The following is a 23,663-nucleotide window of genomic DNA, read 5'->3' on the forward strand; positions in this document are numbered from 1 at the left end:
AGATTATCACAAAATTTTAATAAAAATATGCTATAAGAAAGAAGTAGTGTGTAGTATTTTCGAAAATCGGCTTTTGTTGATATACCTTAGGTATTTGAAATGAAGAAAAATATACTTTTGGAAAGTAGAAAAGAATACTTACTGGAAAATTTTGAAAGAGCACTTCAAGAAGAATGGATTGAGGTTTATATTCAGCCTGTAGTACGCTCTTCCACAGGTAAGGTATGTGAAGAAGAAGCTTTGGCCAGATGGGATGATCCTGTTTTAGGCGTTCTTAATGCCTGTGATTTTGTTTCCATACTTGAGGAAGCTGGACTAATAAGTCAGCTTGATTTATATATTCTAGATAAAGTTATTGAGAAAATTCAAGCTCAAAAAAAGATGGGTATAGATATTGTTATTACGTCTATAAATTTTTCACAGCTGGATTTTCAACAGGGAAACATTGTAAAAGAAATTGATAACAAAATATCAAAAGCTGGTATTTCAAAGGATAGATTTGCCTTTGAGGTATCTGAAAACGCGTCAGTAGTTGAAAAAAAGAACACAGTTAGCCAATTGGAGCACCTGCAAAAGCTAGGTTATAAAATTGAGTTTGATGATTTTGGAAATGGTGACACCTCACTTCTTTTGTCAAGCCAGCTTCATTTTGACGTTGTAAAAATTAATTTGTCATTAACAAGACAAATATTAGTAAATGATAGAGCAAAGATTTTTATCACAGAACTTGTAAAAATGGCAAATGCTCTGGGCATTGAAACTATTGTAAAAGGTGTGGAAAATCAGGCACAGATTGATTTCCTAAAAGAAATTGGTTGCGCGAAACTTCAGGGATATTACTTTACCAGACCCCTTGCTGTCAAACAATTGGAAAAATTTGTAAAAGATGGCAAGCAGTTTTTGGGACTTGAAAATCCCAAAGAAGCTGAATACTACAATAATGTTGATAAAGTAAGTCTTCATGAGTTGTCTGTTGCTAAAGATAGGAGCAATGTATCTGAATTGGATGATAATTGTATGCCTATGGCTATTATCGAAATAGATTATTCCAACGTAAGATTCATGCGTATTAATCAAAGCTTTAGACAATTTATGTATGAAAATTTTCCAAACTTTAAGATAAAGTATGAGAGTAGACAGCTTTCTCACAAGGAATTTCCTAGTGCGTATGTTCTTAGTCGAATTAAACACTGCGTTCAGACAGGTGAGGATTTAATTATTGATGACAGAACACCTGTGGGCTCAATAGTTCATATGATGCTTCAAAAGATAGCATATGATGAGGAAACTAAAAAATATGCGATTTTGTTTGCAATTATATCTACAGGTGAAAAATATAATAAAATTACATCACTTTCATATAACTATATTTCTAGAGCCCTGTCAGAGGATTACGTTGCTATGTATTTTGTTGATATCGAAACAAACAGCTACGTATTATATCAATCTGATGGATTAAATAGAGATATTACAGTAGAACATCAGGGAAAGGATTTCTTTTTTGAAGCCTATAAGGACAGTAATAAAAAGGTTTACGAAGAAGATCGTACCATGTTTAATATGATGGTTACAAAGGAGAACATTCTTAAAAATATCGAAGAGAATGGTGCTTTTTCTATAACCTATAGAGCTAATGAAAGTGATGGCGTTAAATATGTATGCCTTAAAGCTGTAAAAGATAGGAAAGATGGAAAGCATATTATTATTGGCATTAATAATGTAGATGGCCAGGTTAAACAGCAGGAAAAGTTTAAACAGGTTCAGGAAGAAAGGATGTATTATTCAAGAATTGCTGCGTTGGTTGGTGATTTTCATGCCGTTTATTGTATTGATTTAAAAGATAATTCTTACACTATTTATAATGCTGATCAGAGTGTAGATTATGCTGGCATGAATCGTATAGGAAAGGATTTTTTCGAGGAGACAATAAAAGTAGGAAAAGGCGTAATCTATCAAGAAGACCAAGAGGGATTTTTTGAAGCAATAAACAAGAAAAAGGTGCTGGATTCCATAGAAAAAAATGGCAGCTTTACGTATGAGTATAGGCGGATGATTGATGATAAACCTACGTTTTTTAGATATAAGGCTATTATAATCAAGGAAAATGATGAAGAAAAGCTCATCGTAGGTCTGATTAATATCGACGCAGAGGTTAGAAAAGAAAAAGAATATAAAGATAACCTTTCAATGGTCGAAAAACTAGCCATAAAGGATGAACTTACAGGAGTTAAGAACAAGCATGCCTATGCCCAGGCAGAGGAAGAACTGAGCACACAGATTGAGGATGGCTCAGTCGATGAGTATGCGATAGCTGTGTTTGATTTGAATGGCCTCAAATATATCAATGACACATATGGGCACGCTGCTGGTGATGAATTTATAAAGGCAGGATGCAAAATAATATGTGACGCATTTCCACATAGTCCGGTATACAGGATAGGTGGCGATGAATTTTCCGTAATAATTCAGGGTGATGCATATAGCAATATTGATTTTTCTATGGGATACATTGAAGCAAAGAACCATGAAAATAAGGTTCGTGGTGGTGTAACCATAGCGGCGGGCCTAGCCAGAGGTGTAGAAAATAAGCCTATGAAGCAAGTGTTTGAAGAGGCTGATAGTAATATGTATGCAAAAAAGAAGCAGATGAAATATTAAGTATGAGTAGTTGGTGCTTGGCTTGGAAAAACATCTAGCTTAATACAAAAAATAATTCAGATTTTATATATACACTCCAAGGAAATGAGAACCTTGGAGTGTATTATTTTGCGTGAAAACTGGAGATATGCAAATGTAAAAATAGTGCAAATGCACAAAAAATTATAGAATTTATGGTGCATATTAGCTAATAAGACTTAACGGTAATTAGCACACTTTCATAAATATGTGCTAATTGCACAAAAATAATTGATATACGCATCATAATGACATACTATTTTTGTGTGAACAGCAAACAAGCGGTTGTGCATATGTAATATCGGCCGAGTGCATAATTGCTAAATTATGTTTATCAAAAGGAGAGAATATGCATAGGAGAAGATTGGTTAGGTTTTTGTGCAAGGTACTAGGGGTATCATTGGTATTTTGCAACGTGGTAACAAACAATGCCACAGTGTTTGCCACATCTGTAGTATCTGAGGAAATCACAAATGAAGGGAATTCTGCCCTAATAGAAGAACTCAGAATCGATGAGTCTTCTGATGAGGAAGATACAAGTGACAAAAAGGAGACAGCTGAAGAAGAGAAATCTGAAAAGAGTAAAGCTCCTGAAAGTAAAGCAGAGTCTGAGGAGGACGATGAAAAAGGGGATGATTTGACCTCCGAAGATGAGAAAGAGATCAAAGACAAAAAAGAGCTTGAAGACGACGAGAAACTTCAAGACGAAGAAGCGCTCGAAGATGAGGAAGAACTCGAAGACGACGAGGAGCTTGATGAAGACGAAGAACTTGAGGATGACGAAGATCTCGATGATGAAAAGAATTCTATAGAGAAGTCAAAAAAGAAAAAAGTAAAGAAAGAAATAAAAAAGGAAGAAAACTATAAAAATAATATCGGTGAACTAACTTATGCTGGCGAGGGTACTTGGGAAGCCACAGAAGATGGTATGCTAAGCGATGCCATCGACAAGGGTGATTGCTTTGCATTCTCCAAGACCAAAGGAAGAAACTTTGTTTATTCAACAGAGGTTAAATTCCTGGAAAATAGAGGCGCTGCTGCTTTACTTTTCAGAAGTAATGGAACTGCCGATGATAAGGAAAGCTACGTTGTAAATATCGACGCATCAAATCATAAGTGCAAATTTTTCAGATGGCAGAGAAACGATGCACTTCAGCTGATTGACGAGAAATCAGTTCCAGCTACTGAGGACGAAACATATGAGCTTAAGGTAGTTGCTTATGATTCATGGATTCTTTACTATGTCAATGACCAGCTTGTTGCAAGCACTGGTGACTACTATTTACAGCCTGGTGATTTAGGACAGGACACATACATTGATGAAGGAGTATTTGGTCTTCTCAACTGGAACAGCAAAGTAATTTATCAAAACACATATTTCAAAGAATTAAATGATGATTTTTTACCTATCCTGGAAAATATCAAAATAACATCCGACAATGGAACTGTTCAGAAGAAAGCAAGATTTGTTTCAACAGAGCCTATGATGTTGCAGTATGTTGATAATGATGCATCTGAAATAAATGTAGAGGTTGAAAAGGCTTGCGAAAATGCCACAATTGAAGTCAAAGATGAGAATGGAACAGTCTATGAAGATGGTAGACACATTCCTGTAAAACAAGGTATTAACTATCTTACAGTGAAATCTACTGTTAAAGATGATGATTACGAGGCTTCTGTAGTATATAGAATTAATGTCCATAGACTTAAGCCAGCTATTGAATATTACAACGAAGTGTACAGAGATCAGTATCACTACTCGGTAAAGGAAGGCTGGGCAAACGATCCTAATGGACTTGTATATTACAATGGAAAATATCACCTTTTCTATCAGTTTTTCGATGACATCAAATGGGGACCAATGCATTGGGCTCATGCCACAAGTGAGGATTTAATCCACTGGACAGATGAACCAATCGCTTTCTATCCAGATGCTAATGGTGCCATGTTCTCAGGATGTATCGTAGCAGACACAAACAACAGCTCAGGCCTATTCGACTCTGAAAATGGCGGCTTAGTTGCTCTTATAACTGCCGATGGAAATGGCCAAAGAATCAAGGTGGCTTACAGTGAAGATGAAGGAAAAACCTGGAAGAAGCTTGACAAAGTGGCTGCAGATTGGACAAATGATCCATTACACTCTCGCGACTTCAGAGACCCTAAGGTGTTTAGATGGGAAAATAAATGGTTTATGGTTGTAGCTGGTGGTCCACTTAGAATATACTCTTCTGACAATTTATTAAATTGGAAATGTGAGTCAACTTATCCTGATTTACACACAGAATGTCCAGATTTATACCCTGTTGAGGCTGAAGATGGAACACTCAAGTGGGTTTTATCCAGAGGCGGTCGTTTTTACAAAGTAGGTGATTTGGTAAATGTCGATGGCAACTGGACTTATGTACCGGATGCAGAGTACGTTGATAGAGATGGAATTATGAATTTCGGTAGAGATTCATACGCTGCAATGACATATTATGTTCAGGATTTTGGTACTGCTGAAAACCCTGTTATTCCAGAAATTGTAGAGTTAAACTGGATGAATACATGGGATGATTACTGCAATTCAGTAGCAGCAAAAACAGGTCAGGATTTCAATGGAACATTTAATTTAAATCTTGCACTTGGCTTAGAAAAGACTGGCGATACATATTCATTAACGCAGACACCTGTAGAACAATACAAGAGCCTTAGAGACAAATCAAGTGCCATACATTTAAAGGATAAAAAGGTTACAGATGACAGTGACTTATTAAAAGATTTTAGTGGCGATACTTATGAAATTTGCGCTACCTTTAAACCAGAAGCAGGCACAAATAAGGTCGGCTTCAAATTGAGAAAAGGTGCAGATGAAGAAACTGTAGTTGCTTATGATTTAGCTAGTCAAAAGCTATATATTGACAGAAGCAAGTCAGGTATCATTATAAGCGGCAAATTTGCAGAGGTTTGCTCACAGGATATGAGTCTTAACGAAGATGGTACTGTAGATTTACACATATATGTGGACAAAGCAAGCGTTGAAGTATTTTCTTCAGATGATAAGGTATGCGGTGCCGCTCAGATTTTCCCTAACCCATTCAGCCTTGGGCTCGAAGTCTTTGTAGAAGGCGCTGCAGCAAAGGCAGATATAGATATTTATCCATTAGAGAGCATCTGGGGTGACAAGCAGTCTACAGATGAAGCATATGCAATCAATTCAATGTTCCCTAAAAAGACAATGATGAATTGTGGCGAAGAAGCAAAGATTGATGTATATATTTTACCAGTTAGCGCTAATCAGGAAATAGAATGGAGCATCCAATCTGGCGAGGATTACATTGAGTTATCTCAGAACGGAAAGATTAAGGCATTAAAGAAGGGAAAGGCTATAGTAGTTGCCACAAGCAAGGCAAATCCTGAACTCACCAGAGAATTTAACATCGAAGTATACGAAAACAATTTCAAAACTAACATGAAAGAATTCGTAAATCTTTCTGGAAATTGGTCAGTAGATGATGAAACACTTACTGTATCTAACGTTGCTCAGAATGATTACTACATGACCAAAGACAAGATAAGCGGTGACTACACCTTAAAGACTAAAATCGCCTTTAAAAAGGGATTGATTAACATTTTCTTAGTTGGTCAGAACATGAATCCACTAGATGGTGAAGGTGCTTATTCTATCCAGTTCGCTCCTGACAATTTAGACATAAGATTGTTCAGATTTGGTCGCGATGACATGTATCGAGGCAGAATGAGTAAAGCTATTGGTGATGGAAAATATCACGACATTGAAATCGTAAAGAAAGACACAACCGTATCTGTTCTGGTGGATAATGAAAACAGCCTTGAGTACACAATAGATGGAGCTACAGACATGGCTGAAGGCTACGTAGGTTTAGGACTTTGGGATGGAGAGCTTAATGTACAGACTTTCTATGTAGATTATGAAGGCGCTGAAAACCCATCTTCTGAGGAACCTGCACCACAAAAGCCTGATGTAGAAGAGCCAGCAGAAAAACCATCAGAGCAGCCATCTACAGAAAATCAGAAAAAGGAAGTTCCTACACCAAATCAAACAGATGATAAGCAACAGACTGAGCCTGTAAAGGAGGATTCGCCAAAGGCACAACCTACTAAGACAGAGCCAGCTAAAAATGAAACACAATCAGGAACTACTGCAAGTACTGGCACTTCTAGTAGTACATCATCAAGCACGCAGTCAGTGCCATCACAGACTACAGCTGTTTCAAGTGCTAATGAAAGTGTAGCACAGGTTACTATACCTGATTCCCAGACACCACAGGCATTGCCAGGATTAACCACAGCAAGCAAATCAGTTACAAAAGCTTCTACTAAACAGAGCAAGCCTGCTAGCACTATTGAAAAAACAGAAGAAACAGCGGTAGAAAATGTAGAAACAAATGCTGAACCTGCTGAAGAATCAGTATCAGAAGAAATAAAAGATACCGACGTTCCAAAAGCTGGTGTAAACACAGACAAACAGTCTGCAGATGAGTCTCCTGTTGTAGAATCATCTGTTGCAACCGCTACAAATGAAAATTCACCACTTAAAGCAGTATTAGCTGTAATTGGTGTTGCAGTTATCGGCGGTGTAGCAGCATTATCACTTAGAAAGAGAAATAGAAGATAATATAAAAAATAATATTGCTAAGAATAAAAATAGGAGTGAAATCGGTGGATTTCACTCCTGTTTTTAATGCCTCTGTTCCATATTCTCATATGTCTCACAGAAACGTGCAGAAAACGAAGGTTCTTCATTTCCTATAGAAAGATGGCTGATGTCGCCAAGTCTTAGGGTTCTAAATATTGCAATCCCTTTCTGGCGTTCTTCTGTAGCTATTTCTGTGATAGATGTAGGTGCTAATGCTGTAAATTGAAGCGGAACAAACGGTGATACATTCCATAGATGGGACAGTAGTACACTGGTAATTCCGTAATGGCAGAAGAATGCAATGGTCTTTTCATTATTCGTATTTACGGTATATGTTAGACCATTTTTCTCATAGCCGTTTTCTTTAAGCAGGTTATCAAATTCTGCTATGACATTGTCATATGTTGATAACACGTCACTTCCTGTAAATAATTGTGAATTTCTCCATTCTTTGGCATCAAACAATTCAGGATGATTTCCAAAATAGGATGGGAGCATATCCCACATTATTCTAGGTTGATATAGGCCAGTGGTCTCATCTTTAACTAATTCCGTTTCATAGGCTTTTCGTACATCTTCGGATATATTCGCATTTACGATACCAGGAAATTCCTTCAGCCAATCCACAGTTGTAGCAGAAATGCCTAGAGTTTTAAGCACATAGTCTGCTGTAGCCTGAGCTCGACCAAGTGGGGAAACATAGACTTTATCTATTTTGAAATCCTTCATATATTCGGCTAGAAGCTGGGCTTCTCTATGGCCTTTTTCTGTTAGAGTGTCATTTTCGTAGTCTGGGTCACCATGTCTGATAAATAATAATTTCATATGAAATACCTTTCAAAAATAAATACGGTTTAAATATTACATTCTAAATCACATTAAGACAAAGCACTAAAAAAAGCAAGCAAGAAAAAGGGAATGCTGTCGCATTCCCTAAAATAAAGTGTGGATAGGATTTAGAATATTAATCTTATAAATTGTTGCATCAAAGCATAGATGCCTGGCCATGCGGGAGAGGTTACTAGCATTCCATCGGTAATAGCTTCGTCATCAGGAAGATTTACATAAGTGCCTCCCGCCATGGTTACCTCAGGTTCAACTGCTGGATAGCAGGTGAGCTTTTTACCTCTCACTAAATCAGCCGCTGTAAGTATTTGAATTCCGTGACAGATAGCTGCCACAGGTTTGCCTGTGTTATGAAAAAATTTAACCAGGTTTATAACTCGTGGATCGAGCCGCAGGTATTCTGGTGCCCTGCCGCCTGTGATATATAATCCGTCATATTCCGACAGCGCAATCTTGTCAAAATCCTTGTTTATTAGAAATTGATGACCTTCAGATTCCTTGTAGGTTGCATCTCCCAGGAAATCATGAATAGCAGTTTTTATTTTATCACCAGATTTCCTGTCAGGTGCAATACAATCCACATTAAAACAGGCAAATTTCAATATTTGGTAAGGCACCATCACTTCATAATCTTCTGCATAATCCCCTAAAAGCATCAAAATTTTCTTCATAAATTATTTCCTTTCATGAAAATCTGGATTCGTTACCTGTAAATACGGAGTAGTCCTTTGTAGGCTCTGTTGAATCGGCCTGGTAAGGATCAAGCCCTTTTTGTGATAGCCGTGGGTCATATCTGAACAGCTTCCAATGTCCACACTCTACTGCCAACGCTTGTTCACTCTGTGAATGGGACATAGAACCTCTTATGCCATGGGCTATACAAGGGCTATATGCAATAATTATTGAAGGTCCAGGGTAGCTTTCCGCTTCAACCATTGCTTTAATGCACTGGTTCATATCAGCTCCCATGGCCACAGATGCCACATATACATCCTTATGAGCCATGAACCTGGATGCCAAATCAATTTTAGATGTTTTCTTACCGGTAGAAGCAAATTTCACTTTAGCCCCCTTCGGTGTAGCACCAGACAGCTGACCTCCTGTATTGGAATATACTTCTGTATCAAATACTAAAACATTAATATTTACACCTTTCGAAAGTACATGCTCCAATCCCCCATAGCCGATATCATAGGCCCAACCGTCACCGCCAAAAATCCAATGGGATCTGTCATCTATATAGCCTTTCTTAGACAGGATTTCTGTAGCTTTATACATTCCAAAACCAAACTCGGCTGCATCCTCAAACAAAGAGTTAGACCAAGCAGGCCCTTTTCCATAGTAATTTGAGCAATATGCAGAATTAGGTGCAGAGTTGCCCCAAATTGATGAACACCCAGTCGCATTTGCGATATACATTTTTTCGCCAAACAGTTGGGTTAATAATTTAGCATATGGCGTTTCACCACAGCCACTGCAGGCCCCGGAAAACTCAAGTAATGGCTGGTTAAACTGACTTCCTTTGACAGATGTTTTGCGGAAATATTTTGAAATATCTGGTTTAGGAGGTAAGGAAGTACAGTATTCAAAATCTTTTTGGTTTTCCATGGCCTGTGCTAGTGGCTTCATGGTCAGTGCCTGACCCCGTTTTGGACATACACTCAGGCAGCTTGCACAGCCAGTACAGTCCATCACGGATATATTTATCGAAAAACTGTATTTATCAGCTCCTTTTAAAGGCACGATTTTCAATCCCGTTGGTCCATTAGCGATTTCATCATCAGAAAGTGCAAATGGTCGTATCGCCCCATGAGGACATACAAATGAACAATGATTACATTGAATACATTCATCAGGCTTCCAGGAAGGTACAAATCTTGCATTTTTTGTTTTTTCAAAAGCTGTAGTACCTCGCGGAATTGCTCCATTTGCTACAGATAAAAAGCTTGAGACAGGAAGAGAGTCGCCTTTGTGAGAGTTGACTGGAGCTTGTATTTCTGTAACGTATTTACGAAGTACATCATTTTGACAGGTCAAAAAAACATGACTACCATCAAGGTCATCATCCGTTGAAATATCATCTATCCACCTGCTAGTGATATCCATCTGTCGCACATTTTTAAGTGCCATCCCAATAGCTTTCTCAATCGCTGTAGGTCTACACTGATTCGCATATGCGGATTGAAATAATCCAGGCAAATATTTTTCTATCTCTTCGTCAGTAAAAAGTTGTGAAATATGTAAAAACGCAGAAATTAACGCTATATTTGTCCTATTTGAAAGGTCAGCTCTTCTACTAATCAAATTCGCATCAATCGCAAATACTTTTACACCCTTTTCTACTATGTATGTTTTTATATATCTAGGCAACTTTTGTGCCATTTCTTCATCACTAAACGAACAATTAACTAAAAGAGTGCCTCCTGCCAATAAATCAGACACAACATCATATTTCATTAAATCATCATAGTGTGAGCAACATACAAAATGAGTTTTTCCTACCAAATATGGAGCATGAACAGTTGAAGTGCCATATCGTAAATGCGATATAGTAAGTCCTCCGGTTTTTCTAGAGTCATACTCTGAGTAAAGCTGAGGATAATAGGCCAATTCATTACCTATCAATTTAACAGCAATTTTGCATGCACTCACCAGCCCATCACCGCCACGTCCCCAAAACTTGCAACAGGTATATAGGCTACTATCCACGCGACAATCCTCATAAGCATCTAACGATAAATAAGTAACATCATCTTCAATTCCAATTGTAAATTCAGCCTTTGTTTTGTTAAAAAATACAGACATCAGCTGAGCTGGAGTAGTATCCTTTGAAGCTAGTCCATAGCGTCCATGGAACACACTAATTCCTGCAAACTTGGAATTATTAATAGCGGACAACACGTCAAGATAAAGTGGTTCACCGATAGAGCCTGCTTCCTTGGCACGGTCCAAAACACTTATTTTGGAAATAGTCTCAGGCAGACAATTTATAAAGTCATCCGTAGAAAATGGTCTATATAATCTGACCTTGCATACGCCTTCTTTATGACCATTATTATTTAAATAATCCACAACTTCAGTAAGCGTTTCGCATACAGAGCCCATGGCAACTACTACATGAGTAGCATCCTTAGCCCCATAATAGTTGAATGGTGCGTAGTCCGTACCTATTTTAGAATTCACCAGTTCCATCTTAGCTTTCACAGTTTCTGCCATAAGCATATATGAAAGATTACTTGCTTCTCTAGTCTGAAAATATATATCCGGGTTTTGCGCGGAGCCTGTCAATATAGGATTATTTGGATTTAAACCATGGCTTCTAACCACTTCCAAATCATTTTCATCCAAAAAATCCTTTAAATCCGACTCTGACCAAACATCTATTTTTTGCACCTCGTGCGAAGTGCGAAATCCATCAAAGAAAAATATCACAGGAAATCTTCCAGAAATAGCGGCAGAATGGGCAACGGGAGCCAAATCCATCACCATTTGCACACTCTCAGCGCAAATAATAGTGCATCCCGTCTGTCGCATAGCATAAATATCAGAATGATCGCCAAATATGGAAAGTGCATGGGTGGCTACAGTTCTCGAAGCCACATAGAAAACTCCCGGTAGACGTTCCGCTGCTATCTTATACAGATTTGGGAGCATTAAAAGAAGACCCTGTGATGCTGTGAAAGTAGTGGCAAGAGCACCACAGGCTAAAGCCCCATGTATAGCGCCAGCCACACCGGCCTCCGACTGCATCTGTACAACCTCAACTGGTTCATCAAAAAGATTTAATCTGTTTGATGAAGCCCATTTTTCTACATTCTCAGCCATAGAAGTAGAAGGCGTAATAGGATATATAAATGCAGCTTCCGTAAATTTATAAGCCACTAAAGCAGCAGCTTCATTTCCATCCAGAGTCCTCTTTTCTCGCATGTTATTCCCCCTAATCTGCTTATAGGTATATTTAAAAATAAACGAAAATTACTACTTAAAAAAGATTTTTTCGAAACCAGAATGGGTAAAAAACAAACTTGTGTCCAAAGTGTGAATTTTACCCAAACATGTCTGAAAAACCTCTGTCGAGGAAAAACCTGAATTTGATAATCTATGGATACAAACCAAGGTATTTTTGGGGGAACTATCTACAAAGGAGGGTAAATGAAATGTTAGAAAAGGGATTTAGCCAACCTACAGATCGTATCAAAAGATTGGCAAATGTCATCGTTACTGCTTTTCCAGAGGTTGAGGCTGAGAGAGCAGTTCTTGCGACACAGGCTTTTAAAGAGACAGAGGGACTGTCTAATGTAATGCGCCGCGCAAAGGTAGCTGAGAAATTATTTACAGAGCTTCCTGTAACAATTCGTGATGACGAATTAATCGTTGGTTCGCTTACAGTTCATCCACGTTCATGTCAGATTGCACCAGAGTATTCATACGACTGGGTAGAAGCTGAGTTTGACACAATGGAGACCAGAATGGCCGACCCATTCAAAATTCCAAAGGATGTTGCTGCAAAGCTTCATGAAGCATTCCTTTACTGGCCAGGTAAAACTGTTAGCGACCTTGCTACATCTTACATGTCAGAAGAGACAAAGGATTGCCAGGCTAATGGTGTATTTACCGTTGGTAACTACTATTACGGTGGCGTTGGACACGTTTGCGTTGACTACGGCAAGGTAATCACAAAGGGCTTCAGAGGTGTCATCGAAGAAGTTGTCAATGCAATGGAAAAGATGGACCGTATGGATCCAAGCTACATGAAAAAGCAGCAGTTCTACAATGCAGTAATCATCACCTACACAGCAGCAATTAAATTTGCACATCGCTACGCTGACAAGGCTCGCGAGATGGCTGCAGTGGAGATGAATCCTACAAGAAAAGCAGAGCTTCTTCAGATTGCTTCTAACTGTGACAGAGTTCCAGAATATGGCGCAACAAACTTCTACGAGGCTTGCCAGGCTTTCTGGTTCGTACAGCTAATGCTCCAGATTGAGTCAAGTGGACACTCAATTTCTCCTGGACGTTTTGATACATATATGTATCCATTCTACAGAGATGACAAAAATATCACTAAGGATTTTGCTCAGGAACTTATCGACTGTATCTGGGTAAAACTTAATGATTTAAATAAAACAAGAGATGCTATCTCAGACCAGGCATTCGCTGGTTACGCTATCTTCCAGAACCTTGGAGTAGGTGGACAGGATGAGTGCGGTAGAGATATCACAAATGATATTTCTTATATGTGTATGGAAGCATGCGCACATGTACGCCTCCCAGCACCTTCATTCTCAATTCGTGTACATGAGAATACACCTGATGAATTCCTTTACAGAGCATGTGAGCTTGCCCGCTTAGGACTGGGTGTTCCTGCTATGTATAACGACGAAGTTATCATTCCAGCACTTGTAAACCGCGGCGTTAAGCTAGAGGATGCGAGAAATTACTGTATCATCGGTTGCGTTGAGCCTCAGTGCCCACACAAGACAGAAGGCTGGCATGATGCAGCATTCTTCAATGTAGCAAAGGTTATGGAAATCACCATGAACAATGGACGCGTTGGCGGAAAGCAGCTTGGACCTGTAACTGGTGAAATGAAGGATTGGACAAATATCGAAGACTTCTTCACAGCATTCAAAAAGCAGATGGAATACTTCGTATATCATCTTGTAGAAGCTGATAATGCTGTTGATTTAGCTCATATGGAAAGAGACCAGTTACCATTCCTTTCAGCGCTTGTTGATGATTGTATCGGAAGAGGTATGACAGTTGAAGAAGGTGGAGCAATCTACAACTTCACAGGCCCACAGGCATTCGGTGTTGTTGATGTTGGTGATTCAGCATATGCAATGCAGAAGCATGTATTTGAAAATAAAGAGATTACAGTAGCTCAGCTTAAGGAAGCTTTGGATCACAACTTTGGTTATCCAGTTGACAGCTCAACTCAGGCTGAAAAGGCATTTGATGCTGCACGTGCAGCTTGTGGAGTTACTCCTGCAGCTACATTTAATGCACCAAACTGTGGACAGACAGATGAACAGAAGGTATACGAAATCGTAAAGCGTATCCTTACAACAAACGGTTCTGTAGACCTTGCTTCAGTTACAAATGAAGTTAACAGAAGCTTCATGGCATGTGGCGGCGCTACTCCAGCAGGAAACGTTGATTACTTTGCAATCAAGCGTCTCATGGAGAAAACCGAGTGGTACGGCAATGATATCGATGAGACAGATTATGTTTCAGCTAGAGTTGCACGTATCTACAGTGCTGAGGTTGAGAAATATACAAATCCGCGTGGTGGACAGTTCCAGGCTGGTTGTTATCCAGTATCTGCAAATGTTCTCTTTGGTAAGGATGTTGCAGCTCTTCCAGATGGTCGTCTTGCTACTACACCTCTTGCAGACGGTGTTTCACCTAGAGCAGGTAAGGATACAAGTGGTCCTACAGCAGCTACAAACTCTGTTGCTAAGCTTGATCATGAGTATTTCTCAAACGGAACTCTTTACAACCAGAAGTTCACACCATCAGCAGTTGCTGGTGAAGAGGGCTTAAAGAACTTTGCAGCTGTTGTTCGAAGCTACTTCGATCACAAGGGTATGCATGTACAGTTCAACGTAATAGATAAGCAGACACTTATTGATGCACAGCAGCATCCAGAGCTTCATAAGGACCTTGTAGTTCGTGTTGCAGGATACAGTGCTCATTTCGTAACTCTTGCAAAAGAAGTGCAGGATAACATCATCGAGCGTACTGAGCACAACTTTAGCGGAGGCTGTGGCTGTGGACATTAATTCTGCAGATAGGAGATGTTTTTATGGAGCCAGTTAATTACGCCAAGGAAGGGCTGGTATTTGATATCCAGCGTTTTTCAGTAAATGATGGCCCTGGAATAAGAACCATAGTCTTTTTAAATGGATGTCCTTTGAGATGTCAGTGGTGTGCAAATCCTGAGTCACAGCTGTTAAGACCGGTAGTGATGTACAACGAGTTGGAATGTATTCACTGTGGCATATGTAAATCTGTATGTAAGCAGGGTGCCATCGGTTCCGGTAATAAGGGACTGATTGATCGCACCAAATGCATAGGTTGCGGTGAATGCTCTATCGCTTGTCCAGCCGGTGCTCTCATTATGAAGGGCAAAAAGATGACTGTTGAAGAAGTCATCAAGGAGCTTAAAAAGGACGGAAGCCAATATAGAAGATCAGGTGGTGGCCTTACCATTTCAGGCGGCGAACCGCTGGTTCAGCATGAATTTACCCTTGAGCTATTGAAAGCAGCCCATGCACAGGGCTGGAATACAGCAATAGAAACCACGGGTTATGCTGATGAGGAAATCATCAGAAAAGTTTTACCTCACGTAGATTTATCTCTGACGGATGTTAAGTCCATGGATTCCAAAATCCATGAGCAGTACACAGGCGTACCTAATGAAAAAATCTTAAAGAATGTAAAGCTGATATCTGATATTACCAAAATAATGGTTCGTGTTCCTGTTATACCTGGAGTAAATGAAAAGAGAGAGGATATCCTGAAGATTGCCGAGTTTGCAAAGACTCTTAATCAGCAAAATCTGATGGGAATAAATCTTTTGCCTTACCATTCCATGGGTGAAAACAAATATAAGATGCTTGGACGTGATTATAAGCTTCACGGACTGCACATGATGAATAGGGACGACATAAACGTTCTTAGGGAACAGGTAGAAAAAACCGGCATTCAATGCAAGGTTGGATAACTAAAAAATATAGCTATTAAGTAGTTATAAAAAGAAAAGAATGGAGGAAGAAAATGAATCAGGATTTAATCGAGAAAGTAATGAAGCAAGTCTCTGATGAATTAGCTGCAAACAGTTGCAAATCTGCAAGTGCCAGCGCATCTTCAACAACACCGACTTGTGAATGTGCTTGTGATGGTGTAGGGCTGACAGAGTTTGTTGGAACTGCTATTGGAGACACAATTGGTCTTGTAATCGCAAGCGTAGACCCAATGCTTTCAGAGGTAATGAAGCTTGGCAAATTCCGTTCAATCGGTATCGTTGGTGGACGTACAGGAGCAGGCCCACAGATTATGGCTGTTGATGAAGCTGTAAAGGCTACAAATACAGAAGTTATCTCTGTTGAGCTTCCACGAGATACCAAGGGTGGCGCTGGTCACGGTTCATTGATTTTAATCGGAGCAGAGGATGTTTCTGATGCAAGAAGAGCCGTTGAAATCGCACTTAGCGTACTTCCAAAATATTTCGGTGACGTATACGGAAATGATGCAGGACATCTGGAGTTCCAGTACACAGCAAGAGCAAGCTACTGCTTAGAAAAAGCAATGGGCGCTACTCTTGGAAAAGCATGGGGCATGACCTGCGCCGGACCTGCTGCTATTGGTACAGTACTTGCAGATACAGCTGTTAAGGCTGCCAACGTAGAGGTTATTGGATATTCTTCACCAGGAAATGGTGGAACAAGCTTCTCAAACGAGGTAATCCTTACATTTACAGGAGATTCTGGAGCAGTTCGTCAGGCTGTACGTGCTGCCATCGAAGTTGGTAAGAAGCTCCTTGGCTCTCTTGGTGACGAACCAAAGTCTACTACTGAGCCATACATTTAATAAATACTGTGTAACAATGTTTAATTCTATTTAAGGAGGTATTTCTATGAATGCAGATGCATTAGGAATGGTTGAAACAAGAGGTTTAGTTGGAGCTATCGAAGCAGCTGATGCTATGGTAAAGGCAGCAAATGTTTCACTTGTTGGCTATGAGAAAATCGGATCTGGACTTGTAACAGTTATGGTTCGTGGCGATGTTGGTGCTGTTAAGGCAGCTACAGACGCAGGCGCAGCAGCAGCTAGAGCTGTTGGTGAGGTTGTTTCTATCCACGTTATTCCACGTCCACACATGGATACAGAGAAGATTATTCCAAAGGCACTTTCTTAGGATTATACGTAAGATTCGAGGTGGCGCATGGAATTAACTGAAGCACAGTTGAGAAAACTGGTAGAGCGGGTCATGGAGCTTACTTTGGAATTGACAGTAGAACAGCCTAAGAAAAAGGTGTTGGTTGTTCTATCGGGATATGATGCTAATAGGTTTTCAACAGTTCTTCAATCTTTAAGTGAGAATAGTTCAGATGTGACAGTGGTCATTTCAAAAGAACAATTAGAATTTGAAGAAGTTGGAAAAGTAGTCTGTGAGTTTGCAAATAAAATAGTCACTCCAAAGGAGGCGCTTGCAACACAGGCAAAATATGAAAGTATCATTTTCCCGGCAATGCCAAGAGATGTATTGGCTAAATGCGCCTTGTGTATTTCGGATACCTATGAAGTTATGCTTATTCAAAAAGCATTTGAAGAAGGCATAAAAGTGAAGATAGCAAAAGGGGGAATTGCCAAATTTACAGGCAAGGAACCCGAAAGCTATCAAAACATAGTTCTAGGTTATATTCGAACACTTTTGGAATATGGAATCGAAATAGAATTAGATTCAGATACGGAAAAGAGGTGAAAATATGCAAGAAGCATTAGGCCTTGTGGAGACAGTAGGCATCTCAACTGCTATCGAAGTAGCTGATGTAATGGTTAAAGCGGCTAATGTAAAAGTGTTAGAGCTTGAAAATAGCCGAGGAAGCGGTTACATGACAGTAAAGATTGTAGGTGATGTTGGCGCTGTTAAAGCAGCGGTAGATGCAGCGAAAGCAGCAGGAATAAAATATGGAAATTTCGTGAGTGCATCTGTCATCGCGAGACCTGCAAATGGCATGGCAGCGGTGTTTTGTAATCCGGAGGTTCCGTATCAGCGCTCAAATGGATATAACGATGTATTTCCAAAAGAAGTGGGAAAAAAGGTTGAGCCAAAAACTGAAGTGAAGCCAAAGGCAGAGGAGAAACCAAAACCTAAGGCAGAAGCCGAAACTGAGGTAAAACCAGAGGTAAAATCTGAAGCTACTGAAAAGGTAGAGCAAGAGGTGGAGCAAAAGGTTGAGACAAAACCTGAGACACCACAGGAGCCACCTAAAACAGAAGCTTCAAAGAAGGAAGCACCAGCAAAATCTTCTACAAAAACAGATTCCACAAAGAAGACAGGAACGACCAAGACATCCAAAAAGAAAGGAACGAAGTAGCGAATGATTTTAGCAAAAGTAATCGGCAACGTAGTTGCAACAAGAAAAGATGAATCGCTAGAAGGCACAAAGCTGATGATAGTTCGCCGTGTGGATGCCGAGGGTAACTATATTGAACAGGAAAGAGTTGCGGTTGATTATGTAGGCTGTGGCATCGGAGAGTTTGTGCTCTGTGCCACAGGCTCTTCTACAAGAGTAGAGGAAAACAAGCGCAATAAAACTATCGATATGGCTGTCATTGGAATCATTGATAGCGTAGATACATCTGGAGCGTGAAGGTAGAGACTATGGAAGTTGGAATTTTTTCATCAGTCAATAATGCGATTTATTCAGTGAAGATGGCATTTGAAAGATATTCCAAGCTATCCTTAGAGGATAGAGAGGAAATCATAGATGCGATCCGAAAAGTGCTTAATGAAAATATTGATGTAATTGCAACAATGGCTGTGACAGAAACCGCAATGGGCAACATACCAGATAAACGGGAGAAACTTATTGCAGCGATCAATAAAACCCCTGGACTTGAAGACCTTATCACAGAGGTCAAAACCGGGGACAGGGGAATGACGCTGTACGAGCTCAGTGCATTTGGTGTGGTATGTACGGTAGAGCCTGTAACAAGCCCTGCAGCTTCTATCATTAATCATGTGATAAGCCTGCTTGCGGCTGGGAATGCAGTTTTTATCTGTCCAAGCCCTAGAGCGGTAAAAACTTCAAATTATGTGACAAGCCTGATTAGCAATACCATCGTAGAAATCTGCGGTATAGACAATCTGGTAGTAGCCTTGGATGAAAGCAATATTTCCATGATACAGGAAGTGATGAGTCATCCGGATATTGACATGATTGTCTGCAATGCAGGAGATGCAGCTACAAAAGGGGCACTTGCCTGTGGTAAAAAGGTCATAGGTGAAGGAGCTTCAAACACAGTAGCGCTGGTGGATGAAACTGCAGATGTTCAAAAGGCTGCCTACGATATAGTAAGCAGCGCAGCTTTTGATAACAATCTAGTTCACACATCCGAAAAGGCGATAGTAGCAGTTGAAAGTATTGTGACAGCCCTTGAGGAAAGCTTTATGAAAAATGAAGCATACGTAATAAGGGACCAGGAGCAAATGCTTCGGCTGTCAAGCATTCTTCTCAGAGAAGATTTAAAGCCTAGAAGAAGATGGATAGGAAAATCAGCAGTTGAAATTCTTGATGCAGCACAAATTGTACATCCTGAAAATGTAAAGCTTGTAGTGGTTGAAACAATTTATCAGCATCCATTCGTAATAGAAGAGTTGAGGCTTCCACTTTTGCCACTTGTAAAAGTGCCAAGCTACGAGGCTGGATTACAGATGATGCTTGACATTGAACAGGGCTATAAGCACACAGCAGCAATTCATTCCACATCTATTGACAGGTTGAATGAGGCTGCAAAAAAACTGCAGACAGCAGTGTTTGTAAAAAATGGTCCAAGTATAGCAGGTTCAGGACTTTTGATTCCTAATAACTATTTTGCTTTGACTGTAGCAAATACTACTGGCGAGGGAGTGCTAACGGCCAGACACTTTACACGAAGAAGAAAATGCATGCTCACAAATGGATTTTCTATTCGATAAAAGAAATGAAATTTAATCCTGATTGTTGCTTAAAGGGTATTTTTAATATAGATGTGCACAATTAGACGCCCCGATTTTCAGCAGGTGGACTCATTGCAGGCAATTAAATTTGCGTGCTATAATCAGTACTAGAAGTATTGGTTTAGGGGGAAAACCGTATGGAGAAAATGTATCTACAATCGAGGGTAGAACCATCGATTGACGAGGGGGGAGACGTTGAAATCAATCTCAAGGATTTCGACATTGTACATCTATTCGGCAAAGAAAAGCTCGAAGCAATTCAGGAAAGAATTTCTAAAGTGACAGGACTTGCTTTTGTAACAGTCGATTTCAAGGGCCAGCCAGTTACAGAATCCACTTATTTCACAGAGTTTTGTGATTGCGTTCGTAAAAACAAGCTTACAGAACAAGGTTGTTGGTCTTCGGATGCATATGGGGCAGTTCAGGCTACCATCACGAAAAAACCAAGCATCTATTTTTGTCCTTGTGGACTATTGGAGGTTGCCATTCCTCTTATTGTAAGAGGACATTATTTGGGAGGTTTTATTGGTGGACAGGTTTGGTGTGAGGATGCACCAGCCAATGTTGTAAGACTTGAAAACATCTTAGGTCAACCAGATCTTTTAAAGGAGAGTGGCATAGACATAGAGCTTAGAAAAAAGGCATCTAAGCACACCTATGAACAGTTTTGCAACATAGCCGATTTGGCAGCAATGATTATCAATCAAATGACTGAAACAGAGTTGACCAAATTGGAACGTACTCACAGTGATAACGGCAAGGTTGAGGAGCTAGAACGTGAGATTCAAAATTTAAAATATCAAATACGCCAGAAGGATACGCAGATTTCAAACATCTCACATATCAATAATGGTCGTTTCGTTTTAAATACTCTCACGTCTATAGCAAATCTTTCTGTTATCGAAAATGCAACAGAGACCAACGAAGCTTTGATGGTTTGTATTGAATACATTCAATCCATGATGAAGGCTAAAAACAACGTATGGCCTTTGATGGAAGAGCTTGATAATGCAGAGCGCTATCTAAAAATTCAAAAAATGAGATATGAAGACAGACTGAACTATTCAATTGAAGTGTCAGAGAAGCTTCGCATGCAGCATATTCCAGCAAACACCTTGCAGCCTTTTGTACAGCAGGCAGTTGAACATGGTGTGGCCCTTAAAGAAGAGGGAGGTGCTGTTAGAATCTCAGTTCAATATGTGGATGATGATGTGGTCATTTTCGTTGAGGATGAAGGGCCTGGAATTAACAATGATAAGCTAGAAAAGTTCTTTGGTCACTTTGATGAAGGTATATACAGTGATGGTATCTTACAAAGCGTCGAGGCTGCCAGCAAACGTATGAGACTACTCTTTGGAAAGCAATATGATGTTGTTACAGAGGTAGTGGAAAACAGGGGCAGAAGAGCTTGTATCAGGTATCCAAGATATTTTGATGAAGGGGTAGTTGCCGATGTTCCAGATTCTAATAGTAGATGATGATTCCATAATGCGACGCGCATTGAAAGTCATGATTGATAAAATAGACGGCTTTGAGGTATGTGGCGAAGCAGCGACCGGCAGTCAGGCGCTTACAATATATGAGCAGACTAATCCGGATATCATTATTATGGATATATTAATGCCTGGTGTTACTGGATTGGACGTGGCTAAAAGCATTAGAGAAAAGGACTTAGAGACCACCATCTATCTGCTGAGTGCATATAAAAATTTTAATTTGGCAAAGGAAGCTGTAAGGCTTCAAATAAAAGAATATCTTTTAAAACCTTTGTCAATGAAAGTGCTTTCCGAGCTACTTGATACCTATAAAAAGGAGAAGGAGGGCTCAGTTAGTCATTATCTAAATGCATTTGAGGCATTGGTAGAAAATGGTGATTTCAGACAACTATACTACGGCTTGGATGAACCTATTTGCAAGATTTATAAAAAGTACAGTGGTGATGATGAAAAACTGGTAGAGGTTTTCAGATATGTAGGACAACGACTTATAGCACAAAGTGCGTTGGCAGAGGATAGCAAATCAGATGTGGAAAGTATTTTCCCACTGAACGAGTGTCTTATCAGCGAGCCCATGATTGCACAGATGTGGTTATTCAAGGTTTTGAACTATGTATATGAAAAGGAAGCTATCAGACGTTACCCGGTACTTCAAAACGTATTTACGTATATAGATGAAAATATTCGAAGCGATATAAGCCTTAATCAGATAATTGAAAGCTGCTCAATATCTCAAGGATATCTAAGCAGGATTTTCAAAAATCAGTTTAAGGTTAGCGTGATGGAGTATTTGCATCTCAGGAAAATGCATCTTGCTAAAGGCTATTTCTACCTGACAAACGATAGTGTAGCTGAGGTGGCTTTTAGACTTGGATATAGTGAAAGTAACTATTTCAGTAAGGTCTTTAAAAAATACGAGAGAATAACGGTACAACAGTATCGCAAATCTATTCAGACCAAGAGAGGTACAGCATAAATGATAAAACATTTCGTAACCTCGGAATCAGTTACCGAAGGGCACCCTGATAAGGTTTGTGATCAGATTTCAGACGGAATTTTAGATGCAGTAATCGCTCAGGACCCTAAGGCTCATGTGGCAATTGAAACCATGGCATCCAAAAATACTCTGATGATAGCTGGGGAGCTTACCACATCAGCTCAGGTTGATGTAGTGGATATAGCCAGAAAAATCCTGCTTGATATAGGATACACATCAGAGGAAAGTGGAATAGATGGAAACACTTGCCTCATATTTACAAATATTAATGTACAGTCGGCAGACATTGCACTAGGTGTAAACAAAGCTGATGGTACTGAAGAAATAGGCGGTGGCGATCAGGGAATTATGTATGGATATGCCACCAACGAAACTAAAAACTATATGCCGTACACGATAGATGCGGCACATCGCCTGGTCAAAAGATTGGCCAAGGTGAGAAAAGAAGGTATTGTTCCTTGGCTTTATCCTGATGGAAAAGCACAAGTGACTGTGGGATATGATAATGTTAGCGGGGAAAATATTCTGACGAGCGTAGTTCTTAGCGCTCAACACTATCCCTCAATTTCCTATGATTATTTAAAAAGCACCTTGATGGACGAGGTTATAACACCAGTTCTTGGCGAGAGGTTAACACCAAACACCAAAATTTTAATCAATCCAACAGGAAGGTTTATCATTGGTGGCCCACTTGGTGACACTGGTCTTACAGGCCGTAAGATTATGGTGGATACCTATGGTGGCATCGGTAAACATGGTGGCGGAGCCTTTTCTGGAAAGGACCCTACAAAGGTGGACAGGACAGCTGCTTATATGGCTAGATACGTGGCAAAAAATATAGTCGCTGCAAATTTAGCTGATAAATGTGAAGTGTCTATCGCATATGCGATAGGGCAGATTCAACCAGAAGCTGTTAACATAGAAACCTTTGGGACTGAGCATATTGATTCTGAAATCATCAGAGCTGCTGTGGAAAAATCATTTGATTTTACCGTGGCAGGCATGATAAAAAAGCTTTCTCTTAGAAAACCACAATTTCAAAAAACAGCTTCCTACGGGCATTTCGGCAGGGAAGATGAGGATTTTGGCTGGGAGAAGCTTGATATGGTAGAAAGCCTTAGACAGCAAGCCATTGCAGGACAGTATGCATGCCTTTTGAATAGATGCTAACAAAGTATCCTATCAAAATAGGAGTAATGTATTTATGGAAACAAATCAGATGAATCAGGAGCAATTTATTCAAAAAATTGTTAAAAATGT

At 39.7% G+C, this 23,663-nt stretch carries 16 protein-coding genes; 13 read left to right on the forward strand and 3 right to left on the reverse strand.

The annotated features are described in order from the left end of the window. The first annotated feature begins 99 nt into the window (after positions 1-99). Both BLV53_RS12330 and BLV53_RS12335 read left to right on the forward strand, forming a co-directional pair. On the forward strand, positions 100-2,658 hold the full coding sequence (locus tag BLV53_RS12330) for a bifunctional diguanylate cyclase/phosphodiesterase (RefSeq protein WP_090301309.1): 2,559 nt from the start codon (positions 100-102) through the stop codon (positions 2,656-2,658). Between the two features lie 367 nt (positions 2,659-3,025). Continuing rightward, a complete protein-coding gene (locus BLV53_RS12335) occupies positions 3,026-7,312 on the forward strand; it encodes a GH32 C-terminal domain-containing protein (protein ID WP_090301312.1) in 4,287 nt (1,428 codons plus the stop codon). Positions 7,313-7,375: 63 nt separating this feature from the next. On the opposite strand, the gene BLV53_RS12340 is transcribed toward BLV53_RS12335, so the two are convergent. From BLV53_RS12340 to nifJ, 3 genes are all read right to left on the reverse strand, one after another. Next, a complete protein-coding gene (locus BLV53_RS12340; protein ID WP_090301314.1) occupies positions 7,376-8,158 on the reverse strand; it encodes a histidine phosphatase family protein in 783 nt (260 codons plus the stop codon). A 131-nt stretch (positions 8,159-8,289) separates the two neighbouring features. Further along, the gene (locus BLV53_RS12345; RefSeq protein ID WP_090301316.1) at positions 8,290-8,850 is read right to left on the reverse strand and encodes a DJ-1/PfpI family protein; all 561 of its coding nucleotides are present in this window, start codon (positions 8,848-8,850) and stop codon (positions 8,290-8,292) included. A gap of 13 nt (positions 8,851-8,863) precedes the next feature. Continuing rightward, positions 8,864-12,106 (reverse strand): pyruvate:ferredoxin (flavodoxin) oxidoreductase, encoded by a 3,243-nt coding sequence (gene nifJ / locus BLV53_RS12350; RefSeq protein ID WP_090301317.1) that lies wholly within the window; start codon positions 12,104-12,106, stop codon positions 8,864-8,866. A gap of 230 nt (positions 12,107-12,336) precedes the next feature. Here nifJ and BLV53_RS12355 point away from each other — a divergent pair, with 230 nt between their 5' ends. From BLV53_RS12355 to metK, 11 genes are all read left to right on the forward strand, one after another. Then, complete coding sequence (locus tag BLV53_RS12355) at positions 12,337-14,964, forward strand: glycyl radical protein (protein ID WP_090301319.1); 2,628 nt, start codon at positions 12,337-12,339, stop codon at positions 14,962-14,964. A 23-nt stretch (positions 14,965-14,987) separates the two neighbouring features. Beyond that, positions 14,988-15,908 (forward strand): glycyl-radical enzyme activating protein, encoded by a 921-nt coding sequence (locus BLV53_RS12360; RefSeq protein ID WP_090301321.1) that lies wholly within the window; start codon positions 14,988-14,990, stop codon positions 15,906-15,908. 53 nt (positions 15,909-15,961) lie between these two features. Beyond that, entirely contained in the window at positions 15,962-16,774 is an 813-nt protein-coding gene (pduB, locus tag BLV53_RS12365; protein WP_090301322.1) for a propanediol utilization microcompartment protein PduB, read from the forward strand. A gap of 46 nt (positions 16,775-16,820) precedes the next feature. Next, on the forward strand, positions 16,821-17,102 hold the full coding sequence (gene pduA / locus BLV53_RS12370) for a propanediol utilization microcompartment protein PduA (RefSeq protein ID WP_090301324.1): 282 nt from the start codon (positions 16,821-16,823) through the stop codon (positions 17,100-17,102). Between the two features lie 27 nt (positions 17,103-17,129). Further along, positions 17,130-17,669: a hypothetical protein gene (locus BLV53_RS12375; protein WP_090301326.1), complete on the forward strand. Its 540-nt coding sequence runs from the start codon at positions 17,130-17,132 to the stop codon at positions 17,667-17,669. Positions 17,670-17,673: 4 nt separating this feature from the next. Further along, on the forward strand, positions 17,674-18,285 hold the full coding sequence (locus tag BLV53_RS17600; protein WP_090301328.1) for a BMC domain-containing protein: 612 nt from the start codon (positions 17,674-17,676) through the stop codon (positions 18,283-18,285). 3 nt (positions 18,286-18,288) lie between these two features. Further along, the gene (locus tag BLV53_RS12385) at positions 18,289-18,561 is read left to right on the forward strand and encodes a EutN/CcmL family microcompartment protein (RefSeq protein WP_090301330.1); all 273 of its coding nucleotides are present in this window, start codon (positions 18,289-18,291) and stop codon (positions 18,559-18,561) included. 11 nt (positions 18,562-18,572) lie between these two features. Beyond that, on the forward strand, positions 18,573-19,889 hold the full coding sequence (locus tag BLV53_RS12390) for an aldehyde dehydrogenase (protein WP_090301333.1): 1,317 nt from the start codon (positions 18,573-18,575) through the stop codon (positions 19,887-19,889). A gap of 158 nt (positions 19,890-20,047) precedes the next feature. Continuing rightward, positions 20,048-21,388: a sensor histidine kinase gene (locus tag BLV53_RS12395; RefSeq protein WP_090301335.1), complete on the forward strand. Its 1,341-nt coding sequence runs from the start codon at positions 20,048-20,050 to the stop codon at positions 21,386-21,388. Continuing rightward, a complete protein-coding gene (locus tag BLV53_RS12400) occupies positions 21,363-22,382 on the forward strand; it encodes a response regulator (protein WP_090301337.1) in 1,020 nt (339 codons plus the stop codon). Before BLV53_RS12395 ends, BLV53_RS12400 begins: the two co-directional genes overlap by 26 nt. Next, positions 22,383-23,573: a methionine adenosyltransferase gene (gene metK, locus BLV53_RS12405; RefSeq protein WP_090301339.1), complete on the forward strand. Its 1,191-nt coding sequence runs from the start codon at positions 22,383-22,385 to the stop codon at positions 23,571-23,573. Positions 23,574-23,663 lie beyond the last annotated feature (90 nt).

This window comes from Pseudobutyrivibrio sp. ACV-2 (genome assembly GCF_900107545.1).
Classification (GTDB): Bacteria; Bacillota; Clostridia; order Lachnospirales; family Lachnospiraceae; genus Pseudobutyrivibrio.

What these genes read in the sequence shown, in the direction of transcription:
- BLV53_RS17600 (WP_090301328.1), top strand. Translation starts at nt 17,674, where the DNA reads ATGCAAGAAGCATTAGGCCTTGTGGAGACAGTAGGCATCTCAACTGCT.
- BLV53_RS12340 (WP_090301314.1), bottom strand. Translation starts at nt 8,158, where the DNA reads ATGAAATTATTATTTATCAGACATGGTGACCCAGACTACGAAAATGAC.
- BLV53_RS12395 (WP_090301335.1), top strand. Translation starts at nt 20,048, where the DNA reads ATGGAGAAAATGTATCTACAATCGAGGGTAGAACCATCGATTGACGAG.
- metK (WP_090301339.1), top strand. Translation starts at nt 22,383, where the DNA reads ATGATAAAACATTTCGTAACCTCGGAATCAGTTACCGAAGGGCACCCT.
- BLV53_RS12390 (WP_090301333.1), top strand. Translation starts at nt 18,573, where the DNA reads ATGGAAGTTGGAATTTTTTCATCAGTCAATAATGCGATTTATTCAGTG.
- pduB (WP_090301322.1), top strand. Translation starts at nt 15,962, where the DNA reads ATGAATCAGGATTTAATCGAGAAAGTAATGAAGCAAGTCTCTGATGAA.
- BLV53_RS12345 (WP_090301316.1), bottom strand. Translation starts at nt 8,850, where the DNA reads ATGAAGAAAATTTTGATGCTTTTAGGGGATTATGCAGAAGATTATGAA.
- nifJ (WP_090301317.1), bottom strand. Translation starts at nt 12,106, where the DNA reads ATGCGAGAAAAGAGGACTCTGGATGGAAATGAAGCTGCTGCTTTAGTG.
- BLV53_RS12335 (WP_090301312.1), top strand. Translation starts at nt 3,026, where the DNA reads ATGCATAGGAGAAGATTGGTTAGGTTTTTGTGCAAGGTACTAGGGGTA.
- pduA (WP_090301324.1), top strand. Translation starts at nt 16,821, where the DNA reads ATGAATGCAGATGCATTAGGAATGGTTGAAACAAGAGGTTTAGTTGGA.
- BLV53_RS12385 (WP_090301330.1), top strand. Translation starts at nt 18,289, where the DNA reads ATGATTTTAGCAAAAGTAATCGGCAACGTAGTTGCAACAAGAAAAGAT.
- BLV53_RS12355 (WP_090301319.1), top strand. Translation starts at nt 12,337, where the DNA reads ATGTTAGAAAAGGGATTTAGCCAACCTACAGATCGTATCAAAAGATTG.
- BLV53_RS12360 (WP_090301321.1), top strand. Translation starts at nt 14,988, where the DNA reads ATGGAGCCAGTTAATTACGCCAAGGAAGGGCTGGTATTTGATATCCAG.
- BLV53_RS12400 (WP_090301337.1), top strand. Translation starts at nt 21,363, where the DNA reads ATGTTCCAGATTCTAATAGTAGATGATGATTCCATAATGCGACGCGCA.
- BLV53_RS12375 (WP_090301326.1), top strand. Translation starts at nt 17,130, where the DNA reads ATGGAATTAACTGAAGCACAGTTGAGAAAACTGGTAGAGCGGGTCATG.
- BLV53_RS12330 (WP_090301309.1), top strand. Translation starts at nt 100, where the DNA reads ATGAAGAAAAATATACTTTTGGAAAGTAGAAAAGAATACTTACTGGAA.